The organism is Flavobacterium sp. (assembly GCF_044368625.1).
Taxonomy (GTDB): domain Bacteria; phylum Bacteroidota; class Bacteroidia; order Flavobacteriales; family Flavobacteriaceae; genus Flavobacterium.
Genome location: NZ_JBIPPD010000002.1, coordinates 1 through 23,070, shown reverse-complemented (window position 1 = coordinate 23,070; position 23,070 = coordinate 1). Strand labels below are relative to the sequence as shown.

The 23,070-nt window shown below is 34.3% G+C and carries 19 protein-coding genes and 1 pseudogene; all 20 read right to left on the bottom strand.

All coding sequences use genetic code 11. The features are described 5' to 3' along the window. Positions 1 to 144: 144 nt before the first annotated feature. Positions 145 to 2,523, bottom strand: coding sequence for a GumC family protein (locus ACIQ2X_RS00335; protein WP_396176880.1), 2,379 nt, complete (start codon positions 2,521 to 2,523; stop codon positions 145 to 147). Further along, positions 2,520 to 3,230, bottom strand: coding sequence for a polysaccharide biosynthesis/export family protein (locus ACIQ2X_RS00330; protein ID WP_396176879.1), 711 nt, complete (start codon positions 3,228 to 3,230; stop codon positions 2,520 to 2,522). Before ACIQ2X_RS00330 ends, ACIQ2X_RS00335 begins: the two co-directional genes overlap by 4 nt. 125 nt (positions 3,231 to 3,355) lie before the next feature. After that, positions 3,356 to 5,326 carry a polysaccharide biosynthesis protein gene (locus ACIQ2X_RS00325; protein WP_396176878.1) on the bottom strand — a complete coding sequence of 657 codons (1,971 nt, stop codon included), beginning with the start codon at positions 5,324 to 5,326 and terminating at the stop codon, positions 3,356 to 3,358. A gap of 90 nt (positions 5,327 to 5,416) precedes the next feature. Then, on the bottom strand, positions 5,417 to 6,553 hold the full coding sequence (locus tag ACIQ2X_RS00320) for a DegT/DnrJ/EryC1/StrS family aminotransferase (RefSeq protein WP_396176877.1): 1,137 nt from the start codon (positions 6,551 to 6,553) through the stop codon (positions 5,417 to 5,419). Between the two features lie 193 nt (positions 6,554 to 6,746). Then, entirely contained in the window at positions 6,747 to 7,340 is a 594-nt protein-coding gene (locus tag ACIQ2X_RS00315; RefSeq protein ID WP_396176876.1) for a sugar transferase, read from the bottom strand. After that, positions 7,340 to 7,963 (bottom strand): acetyltransferase, encoded by a 624-nt coding sequence (locus ACIQ2X_RS00310; protein WP_396176875.1) that lies wholly within the window; start codon positions 7,961 to 7,963, stop codon positions 7,340 to 7,342. The genes ACIQ2X_RS00315 and ACIQ2X_RS00310 overlap by 1 nt, the downstream gene beginning before the upstream one ends. Position 7,964: 1 nt before the next feature. Then, entirely contained in the window at positions 7,965 to 8,570 is a 606-nt protein-coding gene (locus ACIQ2X_RS00305; RefSeq protein ID WP_396176874.1) for a sugar transferase, read from the bottom strand. Continuing rightward, the gene (locus ACIQ2X_RS00300; protein ID WP_396176873.1) at positions 8,571 to 9,470 is read right to left on the bottom strand and encodes a GNAT family N-acetyltransferase; all 900 of its coding nucleotides are present in this window, start codon (positions 9,468 to 9,470) and stop codon (positions 8,571 to 8,573) included. Positions 9,471 to 9,474: 4 nt separating this feature from the next. Then, positions 9,475 to 10,398, bottom strand: a complete 924-nt coding sequence (locus tag ACIQ2X_RS00295) for a DUF2334 domain-containing protein (protein WP_396176872.1) — start codon at positions 10,396 to 10,398, stop codon at positions 9,475 to 9,477. Between the two features lie 191 nt (positions 10,399 to 10,589). After that, positions 10,590 to 11,759 (bottom strand): glycosyltransferase family 4 protein, encoded by a 1,170-nt coding sequence (locus ACIQ2X_RS00290; RefSeq protein WP_396176871.1) that lies wholly within the window; start codon positions 11,757 to 11,759, stop codon positions 10,590 to 10,592. Then, positions 11,752 to 12,846, bottom strand: a complete 1,095-nt coding sequence (locus tag ACIQ2X_RS00285; protein ID WP_396176870.1) for a glycosyltransferase — start codon at positions 12,844 to 12,846, stop codon at positions 11,752 to 11,754. The genes ACIQ2X_RS00290 and ACIQ2X_RS00285 overlap by 8 nt, the downstream gene beginning before the upstream one ends. 55 nt (positions 12,847 to 12,901) lie before the next feature. Then, on the bottom strand, positions 12,902 to 13,774 hold the full coding sequence (locus ACIQ2X_RS00280) for a glycosyltransferase family 2 protein (protein ID WP_396176869.1): 873 nt from the start codon (positions 13,772 to 13,774) through the stop codon (positions 12,902 to 12,904). Between the two features lie 8 nt (positions 13,775 to 13,782). Beyond that, positions 13,783 to 14,862 carry an EpsG family protein gene (locus tag ACIQ2X_RS00275; RefSeq protein WP_396176868.1) on the bottom strand — a complete coding sequence of 360 codons (1,080 nt, stop codon included), beginning with the start codon at positions 14,860 to 14,862 and terminating at the stop codon, positions 13,783 to 13,785. Beyond that, positions 14,859 to 16,073, bottom strand: coding sequence for a hypothetical protein (locus ACIQ2X_RS00270; protein ID WP_396176867.1), 1,215 nt, complete (start codon positions 16,071 to 16,073; stop codon positions 14,859 to 14,861). The genes ACIQ2X_RS00275 and ACIQ2X_RS00270 overlap by 4 nt, the downstream gene beginning before the upstream one ends. A gap of 136 nt (positions 16,074 to 16,209) precedes the next feature. Next, complete coding sequence (locus ACIQ2X_RS00265; RefSeq protein WP_396176866.1) at positions 16,210 to 17,202, bottom strand: mannose-1-phosphate guanylyltransferase; 993 nt, start codon at positions 17,200 to 17,202, stop codon at positions 16,210 to 16,212. Positions 17,203 to 17,617: 415 nt separating this feature from the next. Next, complete coding sequence (locus tag ACIQ2X_RS00260; protein WP_396176865.1) at positions 17,618 to 18,598, bottom strand: glycosyltransferase family 2 protein; 981 nt, start codon at positions 18,596 to 18,598, stop codon at positions 17,618 to 17,620. A gap of 15 nt (positions 18,599 to 18,613) precedes the next feature. Further along, positions 18,614 to 19,534 (bottom strand): glycosyltransferase, encoded by a 921-nt coding sequence (locus ACIQ2X_RS00255; protein WP_396176864.1) that lies wholly within the window; start codon positions 19,532 to 19,534, stop codon positions 18,614 to 18,616. A 325-nt stretch (positions 19,535 to 19,859) separates the two neighbouring features. Beyond that, positions 19,860 to 20,852, bottom strand: coding sequence for a glycosyltransferase (locus ACIQ2X_RS00250; RefSeq protein WP_396176863.1), 993 nt, complete (start codon positions 20,850 to 20,852; stop codon positions 19,860 to 19,862). After that, complete coding sequence (gene asnB, locus ACIQ2X_RS00245) at positions 20,837 to 22,729, bottom strand: asparagine synthase (glutamine-hydrolyzing) (protein ID WP_396176862.1); 1,893 nt, start codon at positions 22,727 to 22,729, stop codon at positions 20,837 to 20,839. Before asnB ends, ACIQ2X_RS00250 begins: the two co-directional genes overlap by 16 nt. Before the next feature lie 234 nt (positions 22,730 to 22,963). Beyond that, positions 22,964 to 23,070 (bottom strand): annotated as a pseudogene (locus ACIQ2X_RS00240) (IS1595 family transposase); the annotation flags it as partial.

Below are 23,070 nucleotides of genomic sequence, written 5' to 3'. Positions count from 1 at the left end.
CTGTTCTTAGAATTACCAAAAGCTCCAAAAAAGAAAAAAAGTGTACTAAATCTTATGATTTAAGTACACTTTTTTTATTAATGTATTTTTTTGGAAAAACTTTTTGTTTTTTTTATCAAAACCAAATTTTGATTTAGAAAATCACTAATTTTTTCTAAAGCTAAAAAATTCTTTGTACCAAGGTAGTTTTACTTTTTCTACCCCGTAGCCGTAGCCGTAGCCGTAGCCATATCCGTAACCATAACCATAACCATAGCCTTTGTGCGTACTGGTATCATTAAGTAAAATAGACATATTAGGTAATTTCTTTTCTCTGTAAAGCCCATCTGGGATATTTAATAAACGCTTGTCAAGGAAATTGGCACGTACTACAAATATAAACGCATCAGCATACTTCGCAATTAATAAAGTGTCGGTAACTAAACTCACTGGTGCTGTATCGACAATGATATAGTCGTATTCTTTTTTCAACGTTTCAAACATCTCCCCGACCTTTTTGTTCATTAACATCTCTGCCGGATTAGGTGGTATTACACCAGCTGAAAATACATCAAAATGATCATAACCGTCTTGTCTGAAAATGTAATTGTGGATATCATCGTCTTTAGCAGTAATATAGTTGGTTACCCCTTTTTTAGGTAAATTCATATATTCGTCCAGTTTAGGGTTTCGAATATCTAAACCAACTAATAATACTTTTTCACCAGAAAGCGCGATTGTTCCGGCTAAATTTACCGACACGAACGTTTTACCTTCTTTTGGAAACGTCGATGTTAAGAAAATAACTTTAGCAACGGCTTCAGGTACCTCGCTCAACATAAAATCGACGTTTGTTCGAATCATACGCATCGCTTCGGCCGAACTCGATCGACTATCGACACTGATCAAGTCTTGATTAGAATCGGAATGCGGTAAATCACCTAAGAACGGAGCTAAAGTTGCGCCTTCAATATCTGAACGTGTTTTTATTTTGGTATCTAATAAATCATAGATAAAAATAGAGGCAAACGGGATCAATAAAGATAATACCAAGGCAGCCACGTAAATAGCATCTGGATTTGGTGAAATTGGATTTGGTTTTGAATAGGCAACATCAATGATTTTAGCATTGGAAGCTGTTGCATACAATAAGATGGCATTCTCTTCTCTTTTTTGCAAAAGATATAAGTAAAGTGCTTCTTTTACACTTTGCTTCCTTCCGATAGATCTGTATTGGCGTTCCTGTGTAGGAATTTCTCCAATTTTACCCCCTAAAACATCGGATTGCTTCTTTAAATCCCGCTCACTGATTGCTAAAGCATTTTCTAGATTTTTAAGACCTTGTCGGATACTTTGACGCAAACCCGTTAATTGTTGCTCCATATTTTGAACCGTTGGATTCTCGGGTGTAGCATCATTCAAAATCCTTTTTTTGCCTATAACCATCAAATTGTATTGTTCAATCAAACCACTGATATTTCCTTCATCCGGCACTAAATTAGCGGGTATAGTGGTTTGATTGTTTGCCTTACTCAGAAAGTCTGATACTTCCGCAACAATTCTCATTTTGGTTTGTACATTTAAATACTCCTTTTGATACTCAGTAGCCATTTCTAAAAAAGCACCTGATTCCGAAACAATGTCGGTTACTCGGTTTACTTTTTTAAAGGATTCCATACTCCCTTCTACTGTATCAAGTTCGCCCGAAATAGCATCTAAACGTTTATTGATAAACTTTTCGGTATTTTTTGCTACTTCATTTTTATCGCCAATAGCATCTTCATCGTAATTTTTTAGTAATACATCTAAAAAATCTTCCCCTAATTCTTTTACAGGATCGGTGACAGAAATTTTAATAACATTTGATTTAAGCGTGGTTGGCTCAATTTTTAATTTACTAATGTATTTATTGATAATGGACTCCGTGTTGGTTAGTCGTACAAGAACTGAGGAAAGACTTTTAGTGGATTGTTCCTTAATTACGACCATTTTTGCAAAAGGCAATGCAATGGTTGCACCAAAAGTATAAATACCACTAGGTTTTCCTGATTCATTTTCAATTTGAAAAGAATTACTGGATTTCATATTAATGACAAAAGTGGTATCTCTTTTATAAAAATCTTCTTTTTTATCAAAAAATTGCACTTTAATTGGGCTGCTGGTGTAGAGTTCGGTTGAAATAACGCGACCGTCCGCAAAATACGAAATATTCAGATTTAAGTCATTAATGGTTTTCCCAACGAGCGCCCGTGATTTTAATACTTCCGACTCACTGTCCAAATTGACTTTGCTACCTGCCAACCCTGGAATGTCGGCAAATGCACCCATTTCGCTTAAACCGCCCTTTTTGTCATCTTTTATAAATACGCTTGTACTTATGCTATAAATGGGGGTTGTATACCTTAGGTACAAAAATGCTACAGTTATACAAATGAAACCACTGAACAGAAACCACTTCCAATTCATGAAGTAGCGCTCTAATTGTTGTTTGATATTAAAATCGTCTTTAATAACTCTTTCGTTATTTACGTTTGGTTCTCTCATTGTCGTCTTGTAAAAATTGAATAAGTTAAAAGTAAAAGAGAAATAGAGGATAAAATAACGGTAATATTAGGTCCAATTGCCGAATTGTTCATCATAACTTTATTTGGTTCCACGTATACCACATCGTTCTGCGTTAAATAATAAAAAGGGGAATTGATAAAATCTGCTTTCGATATATCAACATAATTGTAGGTCTTTTTACCTTCATTTTCACGAATAATTAAAATATTATCCCTTCTTCCATATATGGTCAGGTCACCCGCCATAGATAGCGCTTCCGGCAGCGTTATACGTTCTGTATTTATTGGAAAAGAACCAGGACTTTTTACCTCACCCTGAACTGAAACTTTAAAATTTTGGATTCTCAAAGTGACATATGGATCTTTTATATAGGATCTCAACTTGGTTTTGATCATCGATAATGCAGCACTACGTGTCAATCCACCCAATTTGAGCGTTCCTAAAACGGGAAACTCAATATTTCCCTGATTGTCTACCAAATATGATAAGTAGGTAGGTTGTTCAACAGTTTCACCCGGTACCGCACCAGAAGTACCAACACCAAATGATGCTACATTAAAATTGGCAGTAGCTTCCGCACTAGGTGAAGATACAATGATTGACAATAAATCGTCCTGTTTTATCACTGGATTGTAAGAAATACTATCAGCATAAGCTGCTTCTTCGATACCTTTATAATAGCGCATTTTGTCTCGTGAAGCGCATGAGTTTAAAACTAACAGTATTATTCCCAGTGTAAAAAGTTTTCCGGTCATAGATTGAATTTTTTTAAAAAGCAAAGATAAAAATTATCATTAGTTTTACAACTTTATTATTTATCGAGTAGTACGAAGTCGGAATTCATACTTATAAATTCGGGAACAATCGATTTCATTTTAACTACTATCTCGTTCGTAGTGTAACATTCTGCTTCAAGTATTAATGCATCCACAGCTGTATTAAGTGCATCAAAATCTTCCATAGCTTCTTGCGCAATCATTATTTTCTCATGGTGCGTTGGTAGCGTTTTCGCTGTATCGTTAAGCAATTCTTCATATAATTTCTCCCCGGGACGTAGTCCTACAATTTTCACTTTGATTTCTACGTCTGGCGTAAAGCCTGCCAACCGTATCATCTTGTGTGCTAAATCAATAATTTTTACTGGTTTACCCATATCAAATATATAGACTTCGCCTCCATTACCCATTGCACCTGCTTCTAAAACCAACTGACAGGCTTCAGGTATGGTCATGAAATAACGGATAATGTCGGGATGGGTGATGGTAATTGGTCCGCCATTTGCTATTTGCTCCGTAAATAAAGGAACTACCGAACCATTTGAGCCCAGTACATTTCCAAAACGGGTGGTAATAAATTTAGTTGCTGTTGATTTATTGCCGTCTAATCTGTTTTTATGATGCAAACCTTGCACGTATTTTTCGGCAATTCGTTTGCTAGCCCCCATTACATTACTAGGATTTACCGCTTTGTCTGTTGAAACCATTACAAAGGATTCGCATTGGTATTTGCACGCTAAATCGGCTACATTTTTAGTTCCTTGAACGTTAACAAACACCGCTTGAGCAGGATTTCGTTCCATAAGTGGCACATGTTTGTAGGCTGCAGCATGGAACACAACTTGAGGACGGTATTTGGCATACACATGTTCTAGGGCTTCTCGGTTGCGAACGTCTGATATTATCGAAACAACCTTTACATCTTTGATCAATTTTTCAATTTCTAATGATAAGTGATGCAATGGTGTTTCTGCTTGATCCAACATCAAAACAGTTTTGGGTTTAAACGCAATGATTTGGCGCACAATTTCGCTTCCAATTGAACCTGCAGCACCCGTCACTAAAATTATTTTGCCGTTGAGCTGATTAGAAATGGACTGATTATCCAGAACAATAGGTTTTCGTTCCAGTAAATCCTGAATCTCAAACGTTTTAATTTTCTTAGCAATGTTTTTTTGATCTTCCCAATCTGAAATTAAAGGAACGGTGTATACCTTGTAATTGAATTCCAAACATTCGTCTACAATGGTTAGTTTTTCGTCTTTTGTAAGCGTTTTATCCGCGATAATGAGCACTTCCGCTTCTACGGAACGCATCAAAACAGGTACACGTTTGCGTAAACTTATTATGGGTAAATTTAAAATTCTTTTGGCGGTATTTTGTTTATTTTTATCTACAAAACCCACCACTTTAAAGCGTCGTGGCCGCTCTGCCATCAAAGCATTCGCCACTGCAATGGCGTTTTCGTCAGAGCCAAATATCAAACCCCGCATTAAATTCTCTTTACGTGTTTCGGAGAGGTATTTTTCAAAAGTTTGTTTTACTATAATTCGGTATACAAATAATGCTGAAAAAGAGATGACAAAATTAATCAACAGCCCGGTGTTCATGAAAATCTTGTTGCCATGAACATACAATACGATGTAATTAATAGTTACAAGTACAAATAATGTTGAAAAAGTAGCAAAACCTAATTTGATGGCATCAATAAATGAAGAGTGTCGAATAATACCAGAGTATGTTCTGAACAACCAAAAGAAAAAACAGTTGATAAAAAAATATGTTGGCAAAATATAGGCAATATACTGTAAATCGAATAAATCCAGTCCCATACTCCACAACATAATGTGTACGAATAAGGCACTAAAAATAACTGCCGAAATATCTATTAATAAAATAACCCATCTCGGTAGGTATCCTAAATTTTTTAAATACCCTATTGAACCCACGAGGCGGCTCTGGATTTTAAAACGGTTGTAGAGTTGTTGAAAATTAATATTAGGCACTGATAGGACTTTTTGCTACTGTTACAAAAATAGCGTATATTTTAATTAGTTAATGAATTATAAACAGTTCACACACGAAATTATTCAAAACTATACAAAAAAAGCTTGAATAGCTTCGGTAATTCGTAAACGATCTGCTTCAGTCAAGTTGGAACCAGAAGGTAAGCAAAGTCCTTTTTGAAATAATTCTTCGGCTACTGCACCTCCATAGTAAGGAAAAGTTGCAAATACGGGTTGCAAATGCATTGGTTTCCACAAAGGACGACTCTCTATATTTGATTTTTCTAAAAGCAATCGCAGTTCTTCAGCTGTTTTTCCATTTGACTGTGTTGTATCTATAGTAATTGCCGAAAGCCAATGATTGGAAAAATAATCAGATGTTGGCTCTTGAAATACGCTAACACCAGGAATATTTGCAAATAGATCCACATAAAAATGATGCATGGCTCTTCTTGCTTCCACATGCGATTGCAAAACTTCCATTTGTCCGCGACCGATACCGGCACAAATGTTACTCATACGGTAATTGTAACCTATTTCTGAATGTTGGTAATGTGGTGCTGCATCACGGGCCTGGGTGGATAAAAATACTGCTTTTTCTTTTTCGCCAAGGGAATGTGCCACGAGAGCACCTCCACCGGAAGTAGTTATGATTTTATTTCCGTTAAAAGACAATGCTGCTAAAGATCCAAAGGTACCGCAATTAACTCCTTTGTAGGTACTTCCTAATGCTTCGGCACTGTCTTCTAAAATAGGAATATTGTACTTGGCGGCCACTGCATGAACAGCGTCTACTTGATAAGGCATTCCGTATAAATGGACTGCAATAATCGCTTTGGGTGTTTTTCCTTTTGAAATTCGGTCTTTAATGGCTTCTTCCAAAGCAATAGGACACAAATTCCACGTCGTTTCTTCGCTGTCTACAAAAACCGGTGTTGCCCCAAGATAGCAAATTGGATTTGCCGATGCCGAAAAAGTCATGCTTTGACAAATGACTTCATCACCTGGCTTGACTCCTAAAATAATCAGACCCAAATGCAATGCTGCTGTACCTGAACTTAACGCTCCAACATACACTTCACCTCCTAGATAACTTTGTAAGTCTGTTTCAAATCCGTTAACATTTGGACCTAGAGGTGCTACCCAATTGGCACCAAAAGCTTCTTTTACAAACTTTTGTTCGGAACCGCCCATATGGGGTGAAGACAACCATATTTTATCCTGCATATTGTATTTTATTTGGTGCAAATGTACAATTTTGACTGAAAAGCACGTTGTATTTTTGTTTGAAAGTTTAGTTTTATTTTATGAGACCTTTATTTGGAGACCGGAGTTAGGGGTTAGGATTTGGAATCTGGAATCTGGGATTTGGAATCCGGGATTTAGGATTTAGGATTTGGGAACTTTAGAAATGAGTAACTTATTTTTCAATAGCATTTTTACTCATAAATAATTCCGTATCGAAAGCTAAAGGGACAAATGTGAAAAATAAAATTTTAACGTCCAGTAGAAAAGACTGGTTTTGAACGTACCATTTGTTGATTCTTACTTTATCCGGCCAAATAATGGCATCATTATAATCAAAGGGATTCGGTTGGTGTTGCAAAATTTGTTCTTCGTTTCTGTATTTAAGAGAAGCTAAACCCGTAACACCTGGTCGAACTTGTAAAACCAAGCGATCTTCTCCCGTTAACTTATCGGCATAACCCGAAATATCGGGACGTGGCCCCACAAAAGACATGGTTCCGTTAATGATATTAACGAGCTGAGTTAACTCGTCTAATTTATACTTTCGTAAAAAATTTCCGAATGAAGTAGATAACTGCGTTTGGTCGTTAAGGGTTTTAATTTTGTAAATAGTAAAAAATTTTCCATGTTGTCCAATTCGCATTTGCTTGAATAATCCAAATGATTTTGTGTCGATACTTGCCAAAAATACTCCCATCACAATGGGTATCCCAAAAACTACAAGTAGTAATAACGCTACCCAAAAATCGAATAGGCGTTTAAACATTAGTTCGAATTGTGGAATTTTATAGGCTTGGCCGGAATTCCTACGGCAGTACAATTGTCAGGAATATCAGTTGTTACCACTGCTCCAGCACCAATTATTACATTGCTTCCAATAGAAACTCCTTGAATTACAGAAGCTCCTATACCAATATGGGTGCATGATCCCACAGAAACACCACCACCGATGCAACTATTTGGGGATAAATGGACAAAATCCCCTACTATACAATCGTGTTCAACTATGGCACCCGTGTTTAAAATCACATGATTTCCTACACTAGCACCCGGATTGACGATTGCGGCAGCAAAAATTTGTGTACCAACTCCAATTGCGGCATGTTTAGAAACAATTGCAGCAGGATGAATTGTAGTAACAAATTCTGCTTTTAAAGTATTTGCTACTTTTTTTCGGGTTTGACAATCTCCGATAGCTATAACAACTTGTTTTCCAGCATAAAAGGTAACATTATCTTTTTGAACCACTTCAAAACTGAATAGTTTTCGATTTTCAAAAACATCATCGGCAACCGCAATGATCTGGTACTTACTTTCTTGTTCGACACAATCAACAACTACTTTCCCATGTCCACCAGCACCGATAACTATAATTTCTTGTTTCATCATGTTATTCAGAAGTTCCTTTAAATGCAGTGGTTGTTGCTTGTCCCTCTGCAGAAATACCTTCGCTTATAAATACTTTTTTTACCGTTTTAAAAAGGATTTCTACATCGAGAAAAAACGAAATATTGTGAACGTACCAAACATCGTATTCAAATTTTTGTTCCCAACTGTTGCCATTTCTTCCGTTGATTTGTGTCCAACCTGTAATGCCGGGTCGTACCAAATGTCTTTTTTTCTGAAATTCATTATAAAGTGGAAGATAACTTTCTAAAAGCGGTCGAGGCCCCACAAAACTCATTTCGCCTTTTAATACATTCACCAATTGCGGAATCTCATCTAATGAAGTTTTCCTAATCAGTGTTCCTAACTTGGTTAGTCTTTGTTCATCTGGCAAGAGTAGTCCTTGTTCGTCACGGGTATTTTTCATCGTTTTGTATTTTACAATCGAAAAGACTTTGTTGTTTTTTCCCACCCGTTTTTGAAAGAAAAAAGGACTTTCTTTAAAATCCAAATACAAAATTATAGAGATAATGAGAAACAAAGGTGCTAAAATCAGCAAGCCTACTAGTGCAAAAAGGAAGTCGCAACTATTTTTTAGAAATATATACATCTACATTTTGTCTGATAAGTTGATTACTAGGTTTTTAAAAATACCTTCTGCTTCTGATTGATCACCTACACAATTTTTTACTGTAAAAAAGCCTTTGACCACGTTGAAATTTTCCGATTCACAAACTTCAATATTCGTTTTATCAGTTAGAAAAAACATTGTTTTTTTCTTTTTGGTTTCCAACATTACATTTGAAATCGCTTTTATGTGCTCGATATTAAAATCTTTATAGAACAAAATTCGGAATGTGCTCTCGTTTTCCTCGACTAAAAAGTAGTTGTCGTCAATGCTTATGACTGACGTGTCATTAGTACGATTTACATATTGCCCCAACCATTCCTCTTTATCGTAATGAAAAACCGTTTTGTTTTTCGCATTGTTCGTAAAGCTTTCAAATAAGTCTAGTGATTGCTTCTTTTCTAAAAAAACGATTTCAAAAAGAGGTACGTTTTCAAATGGAGTTTCGTTCGAAAGGATGTTATTGGCTTCGAGACAGTAATAATTGAGATCTACAAAACGCCTGTAACTACCATTACTTTCAGTAACAAAAGCGGTTAAAAAAGGCACATTTTTCTCTATGCAAATTTGCTCAAAGAGTTCGATGATTTGGGTAAAGCAACCTCTTCCTCTTGCATTTGGTAACGTCCAAGATCCTGTGAAAATGGCGATATCGTGAATGACTCCGTCGTTTGTTTTGATCATTCTAAACGACAAACCAGACCCAGCGATAATTTCGTCTTCTTCGTTGGCAAGCAGGAGGATGTCGCTGTGGTGTTTGCCTATTTTTCTCTCAAAAGCCCAATTGTATTGGGTATCGCTACCCCAATTTGGAAAACATAGATTGAGATATTCTATGTATTTACTTTTGTAATTTTCTGGATTTATAAGTACTTTATTCATCACTTTAATTATTATTTTGTTTTATAAAATCGGCCATTTCTCCCATAGTGGTCCACCAGATGGCATCACCATATTTAGCTTCTACTGCGGTTAAAATACAGTCAATATAGTTCACGTATAATTCATCTATTCCGTCAACGGCTACATAATTGAGTACTCTTTTAATCATGTGTCCTTTAATAGAGACCAGTCCCTCCTCTTCAATGATTTCAAATACGCGATCAATAGCGTTATTGGCTTGCACATTAGATGGAAAATGCACTAAATTATTGGCTAGTTTTTCTGGATACAAAAGCGAAACACCTTTAAGACCACTCATATCGGCTTTTGCCTCTCTTGATATTGGTGTTCTTACGTCTCGTGACGAAGCTAAAAAAGTAAACTCATTTTCTTGCAAGACTTCCATTAACTGTGGTGGTGCATTCCAACCTGGAGGGCAAATTCCTTTTACGTAATTCACTTTTGAAGTGTCAAAAATAGCCAGCATTTCTTTGACGATCTGCTGAAACTCTTCCTTGGATTGATTTTGAAATTCTACGGGAATTTTTAAACCTTTATGTACGTGATGCAGTCCATGACAAGCTATTTCAAATTGCTGATTTTGATTCAAAAATTTAACAAAATCAGGATGCTTGGCCAAACTCATCGTTCCCTTTTTTAAAACTTTCGATAAGTAAAATTTATCTCTTAAAGAAGGTATTTTTGCAATCAACTTTCGGGTGGGAAACGGACTGGTTTCTCTCCAGTCGGCGGTAGTAAATAACGTGATGCGTAACTTTGGGTGTCGGCTGGTTAGCCAAAGTAGGTGTTTGAAAACGCCTTTTTCTAAATCACCTCCTGCTTCGTACAAATCGGTACTTTTACCCGGAAATATATCATCAATGGTGAAACAAATGGCTGCTTTTTTATCTTTTGGTTTCCAATTCATAATTTGTTAATATTTATCCTCACCCCTCCCGATAACTACCGGGACTCCAAAGGAAAGGGAGTTGTCAAGTTAAGTTTTGTTACCCTCCTTATTTTAATAATCGTTCCTTTTTATAGGAGGTTAAATTGAGTGAACTATTTTTCTTTGTACTACAAATTTAAAAATATCCACATTAATGGATTTGAAAGGCTCTATTTTTTTTTATTGTAATTACCTATAATATATTGATATTCTGACAACAACGCATTCCAAACTATTTGCTGATCAAATTTTTGTGCGACTATTGACCTTGCATTTGATTTTGTAAAATTATAAAAATTTACATCCGTAAGATAGATTTCCATTGCTTTTTCTATCGCATTGGCGTCTTTCGAAGGTATGATTAATCCGTTGATTTTATGTTTGATAATTTCGTTACAACCGTTGATATCGGTTACAATACTAGACAATCCCATAGCTCCCGCTTGCAATACTACGTTGGGAAAACCTTCGCGGTAGCTCGGAAAAACCAAAGCATTTGCAATTGCAAAAAACGGACGAACATCGTTTTGATATCCTACCGAAACGATTTGCGGCTCACTTTCGATGGCGTTTATGGTTTCGGGCAATAAAGGATCTAATTCTTGTTCATAATTACCCACTAAAAGTAACTTCACATTTTGTTGCTTGGTTGCTAAATTTTTAAATGCAACAATGAGTTCGTTGATGCCTTTGTCTCGAACCAATCGTCCTACAAATACAAAAACAAAATCGGTTGGTTGAATGTTCCACTTGGTTTTAAGTGCCTCTATTTCGGACGTCGAAAAATGTGCGGTATCAAAATAAGAAACATCAATCCCGTTTACATTTCCATTGGCAATAATTTTCAAAGGTTTGGAAGTAATCCCAAAACGAATTAAATCATTTTTAACTCCTTGTCCTTCGGGGTACACGTGGGTAGCCGCTCCGCACAATATTTGATCGGTTTTGATTAATATCTTTTGGATAAAACCCGTTCTGGAAGGAAATACCAAACCTGTAAAGGTGTGCATTCGGATGGGAACGCCTGCGGCTTTGGCAGCCAACATCGACAAAAGTCCGGCTTTAGGTGTTATGGAATGTACCATTAAAGGTTTTTCTTTTTTAAAAACAAAGTACAGCTTGAACAAGGCAATCAAATCTTTGAAAGGGCTGATGTTCCGTTGCATGTCTACCGTAAGGGTTGCAATACCTTCTCGCTTTTGCACTTCGCTCATTTCAGAACCTTTGGAAGCAAGTCCGATTACTTCAAAATGTTTGCTTAAAAATTGCAGTTGCCCTTTCAGCAGTACATTCAAAGACAAAGGAATTGTGGAAGCTCGGATTATTTTTGGTTTACCCATTGTGTATTTTTCTATACAGTTCTAAATGATTGTTGACCATAACGTGAATATCAAACTTCATAGCATGTTTAACACATGCTTCTGCCACTTGATTGTAATAGACTGTATCTTCCAGTAATTTAGTGATCGCGTTGGCCAATTGTTTGTCATTACTTTCTTCAAATAAAATACCATGTCCTTTTACCATTTCTTGCAAACCGGGCACATCAGAAGCTACAAATGGTTTCCCCGACGCCATACCTTCGATACTGGACAAGGACATCCCTTCAAAATGCGAGGACAAAACTACAATATCTGCCGTTTTTAAAAGATTGGGAATATCGGTTCTAATTCCTAAAAAAAATACCCGATGTTCTAATTGCAATTGGGTCACGAGCTCTTGACATTTGACTTTCGTAACGCCTTCTCCTACCAAAAGTAATTTACACGTTTCGGGAAGTTGCGCCACAGCTCGAATCAAGCACGCTTGGTCTTTTTGTTCCCTAAATCCTGCAACCTGAATGATTACTTTGTCTGTTGCACTTATGTTTTCATTGATCTCCGTTCGGTTTAATGGTTGGGCATCAATGATGTTTTGAATCGCAACACCGTTTTGAATCACTACAATTCGGTTTCCTGAAAACCCCGTATGATCTCGAAGTAAAGCTTCAATTTTGGTAGATATTGCTACAATTTTATTGTAAAAAGTATAGCTCCACTTGTCAACTGCTTTGAAAAATTTATTTTCTAAACGCCTATTGGTTGTATTGTGTTCGGTATAAACCAACTTTATTTTCGAAAAAGAAAGCAACTTGGCCATTATCACAAAGTACTGAGCGGGAAAAAGATGCACATGAGCGATGTCGTACTGCTTGAGTATTTTGATCATTTTAAAAATACTCGAAGGACTGTAGACTGAATCGTTATTGAAATTATAAATCTTACATGAACTGGATGCTTCCAAGGCTTTGTGAAACGCGTAATTGTCGTTTTTAAAAACGATAACATCTACCGAAACACCATTTTCGTTGTATAATGGAACCGTATCTAAAATGAGTTTTTCGGCACCTCCTGTGGCTAAGCTGTTTAATATATGTACTACCTTCATGAGCTACTAATCATAAAATGAAAGGGTTAGGATTGGAATAGGTTTTTATAGGTAACTATGCATACTTTTGAAAATCTCGCTTGTACATAATGTATCCTAAAGGCAGCCCAATTACAGAAAAAATGGGATTTGTTTTTTTGAATTTTGATATAAAACTTTCCTTTGAGTTGAATGCAAAGCGCCAAAAGTTGATTGTAGCCCTTACTTTTTGCGTCACCGGAATGGCTGCATTTGCCAACTCACTATAAGTAAGCATTGTAGCTATTGGAGCATTCATTCTGATCTTTACAATTTTAGCCGTCAATCCATCAGGTTGGTATTCGGCGATGTAAATGGGTTTATCGGTGTAATATAGTTTGTATTTTTGAGCGATACGGTTCCACACCAACACTTCAGGACAAAACTTCTCGTTAACAATTTCTGGAAAAGGAAACTCTTTTAGCACGTCGGTTTTAAAAACTTCGGCCAAATCGCCTTTGACATTGTAGGTATTACGTATTGCAATACTGTTCGTAAAAATAGGTTCGAATGAATTACCGCCTACTTTTTGAAAATCTGGAGTTATGCAAGTGCCTGACACTCCTCCCACATCTTGCAAATTTTCAGTTTCTTTGATGATCTCTAAAACGGTTTGAATACTTTCTTGAGGAAGCATGTCGTCGGAATCCACAATGAAAAAGTAAGGAAACTGTGCCATTTGCACGCCTTTATTGATGGCAAAATGTTTCCCGCTATTTACTTGTTTGTGGTAAGATATTGTCAGTTTGCCTTCCTTTTTAAAACCCTGTACTAGCGATTCGGTGTCGTCAGTGCTTCCATCGTCGACAATGACCCACTCAAAATTGGGATTGGATTGCAACAGCAAACTTTGGTACAATCGGAGTACTAAATCTTTTCTATTATACGTAGGAGTAAATACTGATATCATAAGTTTTATTATCTATATTCCATAAATTCCCACATTGAATTTCTTTCGGTATCGTCAAAAATGGTTTTATAAGGCATGAAATCGCCACCATCATAAATAAGCAACAATCTTATAAATACCAAACTAAAATAGATAAATAATACAGTTCGGTACAATTTCAAATTGGATATGTCCTTTTGAAAGTAGATAAAGTAGGTTAAACCCAAAACATAAAAAGGCAAATAATACCAAGTGAATCTTACGAAGGTTGCATTTGAAATCCCGAGTAAACTGATGAGAATGTACACTACCAATCCATTTGCAATAACCCTCGTAGTTGGATTTTTGTAAAATTCTACTTTTGTGGACAATAAAATGACCGAAAGTACAATAATTTCTATAAAATAAAACAGATTTACCCCTTCGTCTTTATTGACATAAATTGCCACTTTTTGATCTTCTGTGGAATCTGCCAAATAACCCAGCAAAAAATTATTAAGTGGTGTCACGGCAATTATTACTACCGCCGTAATCATGTAAAACAATTGGGACGAACTGAAATTTCTATGGGCTACAAAAATAAACGGCAGGAAAAGGATTGAAGATTTATGTACGTTATAGGCTAAAAATATGACGAAAAAATATTTCCAATATTGTTTTGATAATACAAATGGAATGGCCAACGTAATGATTCCCATTGCCAGACCTTGTCTGATGTAGACAAATGACATCAGGAAAAATTTACAAAAGAAAATGAATAACGAAAGTAGTAGTAAGGGACTGTATTTTTTATAGGTTCTGAACTGGAAAAAAAAGATCAAAAACGCCATTACAAAAAACATAAAATGGCGGTCTTCGTTAAAAAATTTTAAAAACAAATAGAAATAACGGAATCCTATTTCCATAAGGTCATAGGTAAGTAAAAATAATACATCCGCCTCATAAATTTCGCCATACACATACACGTCGTAACCTCCAATCATGTCGCGCAAACCCACCATCAAACTAGCTCCAAAAAACAAAAAATAATACCAAATTTTTTGACTTGGACTTTTGTCGTTTTGGGCAGCAAAAAAGAAACAGAGAAATATGATGAGGTATGGAATCATGTATGGCTAATTTGATTTTTAAAATCATCCGAAATATATTGCAAAGAAAATAAACGATTTGCATCATTTAAGTTCTCCTTAAATTGATGGTATGCGGTCGACAATCCTTCTTTATCTTCTATTAATTGCGGTAAATTAGTTTTTAAATCATTCAAATCTTCAAAGAAGTAGCCTATTGGCCCAACCTCTTTTTCGAGATAATCAAAAAATGGATGCTTGAAGCCAATTACGGGTATTTTCATTGCAATAGTATCAATTACAGCACCACTGGTTCTGAAAACATATTGATTTTTATCGTAAAAAAATATGGTAAAATGTAATTTTGAACAATAAGCTTCGTACTCAGCTCGATCTAAATAATCCGGTTTGTCGGGTCTCGAATTTCCTGTTTTCTCTACAACCAAATCATTTTTAAATTTTAAAATATTTGGAGTTATAAGTCCTATAGTTGCAAATTCGATCTTTTTATTAATTACCTCTTTAGAAAAATGAGTTGCGAGGTCGTACAATAAATGTGAATTTTTACGCTCTACTTCCATACTTCCAATATGACCGATATTTATTGTATCAAATTGAAAATTATTTTTTTCGAATATCTCTGGATTTGAAAGTGTGAATGAATGATTGATTTCTATAATTTGACTTTCAACAAGAAGACTATCTTGAATCATCCTATTTTTAGAAATCTTATTTATCACAATGAATTTAAAAGAGGCTTGTTTAAACTTAAACATATTCTTGTGCAGGAAAGCATTGAAACGCTCCATCGCATTCGTAGCATTGTAGAGGAAATCGACATCTCCATGTAGTACTGCAAAAGTGGGCACTCTGAAGATAAGTTTAAGTAACCGAAATAAGAAGAATGAAGTAACCGTTGTGACTGATAGAATTACAACCTCATTTGATTTAGCATTCATCAAGATTTTAAAAAAACTAAAAAACCGAATGATTTCTTTGTAAAAAAAAACGATTGTCTTTGCTGCTTTATTGGACGGACTTTTTGGGTATTTTATTTCGTGAAGAACCACTTTTTTCACTAGTTCCGGAGTCAAAATTGAATTAGTCGCAACTTGATTGGATTGTACACCAAAATAGTGAATATTGTCTGGGCTGTAGACATTGTTTAGAATGGTAATCATCGAGGCATTAAATACCATGTGGTGATTCTTTTCTGATGTTTGGTCTATATAAGTAACTTTATTTTTTTTCATTTTTTTGCATCATTTGTTCCAATTCATAAAAAACTTTTTCCAAGAATAGCAATTATTCCCATAAAAAGATAGCTTTTACTTGGGGATAAAATCGTTGCAATATTTCACTAATTTTTAAACTTAAAATTTGATGATATTACAACAATTCTGGATTTTCATTTTCTAATCTATTGTACAAATTTTTAACCTCTTGCGCATTTTCCTTATGAAGAATTAAATTAGCAGTATCTGTGGCCACAAATATAGTATTTTTTACGCCAAGAAATGCCGTAAATTTCTCGGTTCCTATAACCATATTCCCATTTAAATCCGTAGTATGTCCATTGGAAACTAAATAATCGTAAATCGCTTCGAACGACCCTAAATCCGACCACTCAAAAGAAGAAGGTATCACTTTTATTTTTTTGCTTACCTCCATAATTGCATAGTCGACACTTATGGAAGGAATTAGTAAAGACAATTCGGCATTTAAATCTCCGTTGCAGTTGTGTTCCCAAACTTTTTTTGAACTGTGATAAATTTCGGGATTGTAAAGTAGAAGTTCATCCAACACCACTCCTGCTTTAAAGCAAAACATTCCGCTATTCCATAAAAAATTACCTTTATTTAAAAACATTTGTGCAGTTTCTAAATTTGGCTTTTCTCTAAATGAAATCACATCGGAATCATTGTACTCGATGTATCCATATCCTGTTTCTGGCTTCGTGGGGACAACGCCAAAAGTTACAATAGCGTTTTGAATTGCTAACTTTACAGCTTCTTGCATAGCCTTTTCGTACGCAACTTCGTTCTCAATAATATGATCGGAAGGCGTAACAATTAAGATATCATCTGGATGAACTGAAAAAGCAGCAAAAGCGATTGCAGCTGCCGTATTTCTTGGTACTGATTCAGTTATAATAGTGCAATTTAAATCACTTTTACGAAGTAAATCTTCTGTTAAAGATTTATTTTCAATATTTCCAACTACAATTACCTCTGAAGCAATTTTTAAGTTTCTATCTATGGTTAATTCAAAAAGTGATTTGCCTTTAAAAAGAGGCAGGTACTGTTTTGGATTATTTTTTCGTGACAACGGCCATAATCGACTTCCAACTCCACCTGTTAAAATTACATTGTGTATTTTCATATGCTTAAATAATCGTATTCAATTTGAATAATGTTATCTTTTTTAAAATATGTTGTGCTATAATTCATAGTATAACTTCAACAAATTGTTTGTTTGTTTAGTTTTTCTGACCTCATATTTTGGAATCAAGGTTTCATAACTTAGCTTAAAATTTGCATCAATTCCGATGAATTTAAATATTTATCAACGCTTGTAAATTATATTTACAAAAGAGATTCGTAGTGTTCGAATACCAAAATTTAAGAATACATTTTATTATTTATTAATTTTATGTCATTTAGGAATTCCAACAATCCAATTAATAAAATGCAAAATTTCAGCGCACAAACTTAAGAATAATTAATGCTTTTACAAGAGGTTGTTTTTAAATAGGTTTTGTTTGGGCGTCTTCAATTTTAGTTAAAAGTTTTTGGAATTAACTCCTAAACTTTAAAATAAACATAAAAAATGATTCCGCATTAAAAAGTAAACTTGTCGATCTTTGAAAATTGGACTTCAAACTTCCCTTCAAAGGATATAAGGATTTAGTTTTTAAATCCGTGATACATTTCTTTTTAAACTCGAAGCTCACTTCGGTAGGATTAGTAAAAAAGCGCCATAATAAATTCCAAATTACTGTATTGTAATTTTTTTCAAGAGCAATTTTTAAGGCTTCAGATCCACTTTTCAAGTGTAAAATATTCATTTTTATTTGCTCTGCAACTGTAATACTGTCCGAAAGGTAGCGCTCTTTTCTTTCTTTAAGTAATGTGGTTGTCATACTGTCCGATCGTCGATAATAGTTGTAGGCTACAATATTTGTAAAATAAACATTTTGAGCAGGTATAAGAATACGAATGGTAAACTCTACGTCTTCTTGCATTATACCTTGAAAAAAAGTTAAATTGTTTTCCTTTAAAAAAGTGGTCCGATACATAAAAACACAAGCCGATGAAGGCTGATAGCCCTCTATTAATGCTTGTGCTCCAAAAATTGATTTTTCATATTTTATGGGGTGTTTTAAAGACAATGCACCCACCTTAAATGCTTCGTCTACAAACTGCAGACGAAAACCCACTAGATCAGCATTATTAATTAATGCGATGGAATAGATTTTTTCAATTTCTGTTGCTTCAATCCAATCGTCTGAATCTAGGAATATCAAGTAATCTCCTTTGGCAAAATGGATTCCTGTGTTTCTGGCTCCTGAAAGCCCTAGGTTTTCTTGATTTATAATTTGGACATAGGAATGCTGACTTTGAAACTGTTTCAAAATTTGTAGACTCTCATCGGTTGATCCATCATTTATAAAAATGACTTCTCCTGCCAATTTGGTCATTAATGGAATTAGAGAGTCAAAACACTTTTGGAGGTATTTTGATGTATTATACACTGGGATAATAACTGATAGCTTCATATACCTTTTTATCAATTATTGCTTTACTAATTTTAACTTCACGTAATCTACTACCACATTAAAGTCATAATACAAACCAGTTATAAAGTCAATTATACTACTCAATGGACTGACTCTAAAATTGGTTAAGGCCATATTCAAATACACCTTAGCTATGAAATTGTCTCCAATTTTATGAAATTCTGAACCAAAAATTTCTTTCACGGCCTTATAATGCAAAACTGCTTTTTGACCTTGCAATGGATTTATTACCGAAATCCCTGATGCATGACGTCGATAAGCCGACATAATGGTACTGATGCAATAAATTTCACCTTTACTAGCCAATGTTAAAAATAGTATTATATCTGGAAAAATAACGTCCTTATGTGCACAATTTTTAAATATTTCCTCTTGATACTTGTTTCTAAAAACCACAGAAGCAGTTGGAACTATCCATTTACGAAAAATTTCTAATGCTACATACGTTCTAGTTTCTAAGTTGGTTTCAATACCTGTGTTAATATTTTGATCTGTGTTAATAATTTTACAACCTGAAAACACCATCGAATAGGTCTCATTTGCTTCTAAGAAGTCGACTTGCGTTTGTAGTTTTAAGGGATCAATCCAATAATCATCTCCTTCTAATACAGCAACATATTTTCCATTTAAATTTTCTAACAAGGAGTGATTATTTTGAGCCATTCCTACGTTTTGATTTTGAAGAAGTACCTTAATGAGGTTCGGATATCGTTTTTGATAATCTAAAACTATTTGTCTAGTTCCATCATTTGAATGATCTTCGGCGATTACTATTTGAAATGTAAAATTTACTGATTGCATTAACACACTTTCAATAGCTTGACTAATATAAGCCTCGTGGTTGTAGGCCAACATTGCTACAGAAACCATTGGTAACTCATTTGAAGTAGCATCAATTAATTTGTAGCTACTCATTTTATGCTATTGTTTACTTCAACAAAAATCAATCCTTTAAATTTAGTTGGTGTAACACTACATTTTATAAAACCATTACATACTAATGAAGTAAAATGCTCGTTACTTGATAGTAAATTGAAAAAACCTGTTTTTCGATTTTTAAAAATCAACTTGATATTACAAAGCAGATTGTTTACAATAGTGTAAAAATTATTAAATATATCTATTTCAATTTTCATCTAATTCTGTTTGGTTAATATTTAAGAGAAACGATTTTTAATTAAAACGAATGTATCTATTACTAGATTACAACTCTTTTATTAAAACTAATAAGAATATGTTTTTATTTTCCGAATCTCCAAATTGCTTTTAATAATGGCTCTGAATTGAAAAGTAAGTTGACCACTTTTTGAAACGATGACTTCAAACCTCCTTTAATAGGATATAATTTTTTTGCTTTTAAATCGGCAAGACACAGTTTTTTGAATTCATAACTGACCTCTTTAGGACTGGTTAAGAAACGCCAAAATAGATTCCAAATAACCGAATTATAATTTTTTTCTACCGCTCGAATCAAATCTAAATCTTCTGTTTTCAGTGTTTTTAAATTTTCTTTAATCAAACTTGCTACAATGATGGAGTCTGATAAATACTTTTTAAGTTTTTCATTAGAAGTGGGTAACGAAATAGTTCCTGAATGCCTGTAATAATTGTATGCGACTCGGTCAGTAAAATAAACTTTTTGAGCAAACAACATTATTCTTGTTGTAAATTCTACATCTTGTTGCGCAATTTTTGGGTAAAATTTCAGATTGTGCTGTAATAAAAATGTTCGTTTATAGAAGAAGAGACAAGATGAAGAAGGCTGAAATCCTTGAATGAGTACTTGGCTTCCTGCAAGAATCTTAAAATACTCTAGTGGGTGTTTATCTCTTTGCCCCATTGACATCGAATTCTCGTCAAAAAATTCTAAACCATACGAAAGCAAATCTAAGTTGTTTGAAATGGCGAATGGTAATAATTCCTGAATAACCTCAAAATTAAGCCAATCATCTGAATCAAGAAAGAGAATATATTGTCCTCTTGCAGCATCTATTCCAGTATTTCTAGCTCCAGATAGTCCTTGATTTTCTTGTGTAATAATGGTTATAAAATCGTTTTTGGGTACCATTTCATTTAGTACTTTCAAACTTTGATCTGTAGAGCCATCATTCACAAAAATAATTTCGTATCCTATTTCGGCATAATTACCGCTTACAGAATTGTAGCATTTTTTAATATAATCTTCTACATTATAAACTGGAATGATTATACTTAATTTTAATTCTTCATCCATTTTGCAAACCACATTTGGAACATTAATAATTTCCAGATAATTGTTTCATCTGGAAGTTTCGAATTTTTAAAATCTTCAACTATTTTTAAGACAAATTCCGTGTTGAAAATACCCGTCTCGTCTATGGCATCCTTATTTAAATGAAGGTCTAGAATGTAGGATAAATCTCCTTTTAACCAATCATAAATAGGTACAGAAAAACCGGCTTTAGGACGGTCCATCATTTCTTGTGGTATATATTGATGCACAATGTCTTTTAATATTCTTTTTTTAACACCCTCTTTTAATTTAAATTCTAGAGGCAATCGTGCACAGTATTCAATTAACCTATGATCTGTCAAAGGTTCTCGTCCCTCAATAGAATAGGCCATTGTAGCTCTATCCACTTTAGTGAGAATATCATTTTGCAAATATTGTTTATAATCGATAGCCATACACATGGAGATGGTGTCTTTAAAATCACGAACATCGGTTTTAAAATACGATTTAAATGGATGTTTTTCTTTAAAAAGTTTTTTTAGAACAGCTATGGACATTGTTTGAAATCCTTCAAACAACATCGACTCTTTATACTTATCTTCTTCTTTAAAAATTCTTGAAAGTGCTAGAAATTTTCTTCTTTTAAACGAAGTAACGGGTGATAAACTGGAAACAAAATTTGCTGTACCTGTCAAAATACTGCTATTAACGTATTTTGATTTACTAAACAAACGATTGTAACGATCCATTGCAACATATTGATTGTACCCACAAAAAACTTCGTCACCGCCATCTGCAGAAATTACTACTTTGACATGTTCGCTGGATTTTTTGCTCACAAACATAGTGGGTATCGCAGAACTATCAGCAAAGGGCTCGTCATAATGAAAAGCTATTTTGTTTATGATTTCGGCTGCATCTTTAGATGAGCAATAATATTCATAATGCTCAGTTCCGAGGTATTCTGAAATAGCTTTGGCAAATGGTGCTTCATTGTTCCCAGCTTCAAAGCCTACTGTAAATGTTTTAACAGGAGTAGAAACTTCTTTTTGTAAAACCGCTGCTACTAAACTACTGTCATAACCACCACTTAAGAAAACTCCAATAGGAACATCGGCAACTTTTCTGTATAAAATCGCTGATTTTAATAAATCGTGTACATGCCTTTTTGCACTTTTATAATCTATATCAATTCTATTTTTGGAAGTATAATAATCATAAACGTCCCAATAGGTCTTAATTTCAAATTTTTTTGTACCAAGATTATAAGTACCTATGCTTCCTGATGGAAGCTTGTACAATCCTTCATATATAGTATTGTTCGATGGAATGTAGGAATAAATAAAATAATCTTGCAGCACATCATATCTGACTTTCTTGGTAAACTGTGGATGATTTACTACCGATTTAATCTCGCTACCAAAGAGAAAAAGATTTTCTGACTGGAAATAGTGCAAAGGTTTAGAACCTACTCGATCTCTAATAAGAATAACTTCGTTGGTCTTCTTATCATAAATTACAATGGCAAACATACCTATAAACTTATGAACACACGCTGTACCCCATTCTTCATAAGCATGAAGTATCATTTCGGTATCTGATTCGAGTAGAAAACGGTGACCTAGTAAAAGTAGTTCCTCTTTTATTTCTTGGAAATTAAAAATTTCTCCATTAAAAACAGTGGACAAATGATTATAATGCATCGGCTGATTCGCATTTTCCGACAAATCAATGATGGAAAGTCTTGCATGCGCTAGACCTACTTCAAACTGCTGTTCAGGAAAAATTGAAGTTGAAAAATTATCAGGGCCTCGATGCTTTAAAGTTTGAATCATTGAGTTTAAAACCCCCGAACCAGAACTACCCTTAAAATCAACATAACCACAGAGTCCACACATATACTAATAAATTTAATTGCCAAATAATTTTTTAAAAAGACCTTAGCTCAAAAACTATAACCATTCGAAACAATCTTGATAACCAGAGCGTTTTAGGAAGACTGTGGTTTTTAAATATGTTGTAAGCCTTGTTTTATAAAATGTTACAAAAGAGGACAAAAATATCAAATAAAATCTATTTATTGTTATAATTTTCAATACGAATCATAAAAAATTATGCATATCCTTTTTTAATCATACTCCTGTAATACTTGCTATCACTAGTCTATCGAAGATTTTCTCACCAAAATATCTGCGATTTAGCTTATAAACAAACTCGTTCAGATACAGTTGTAAGTTTT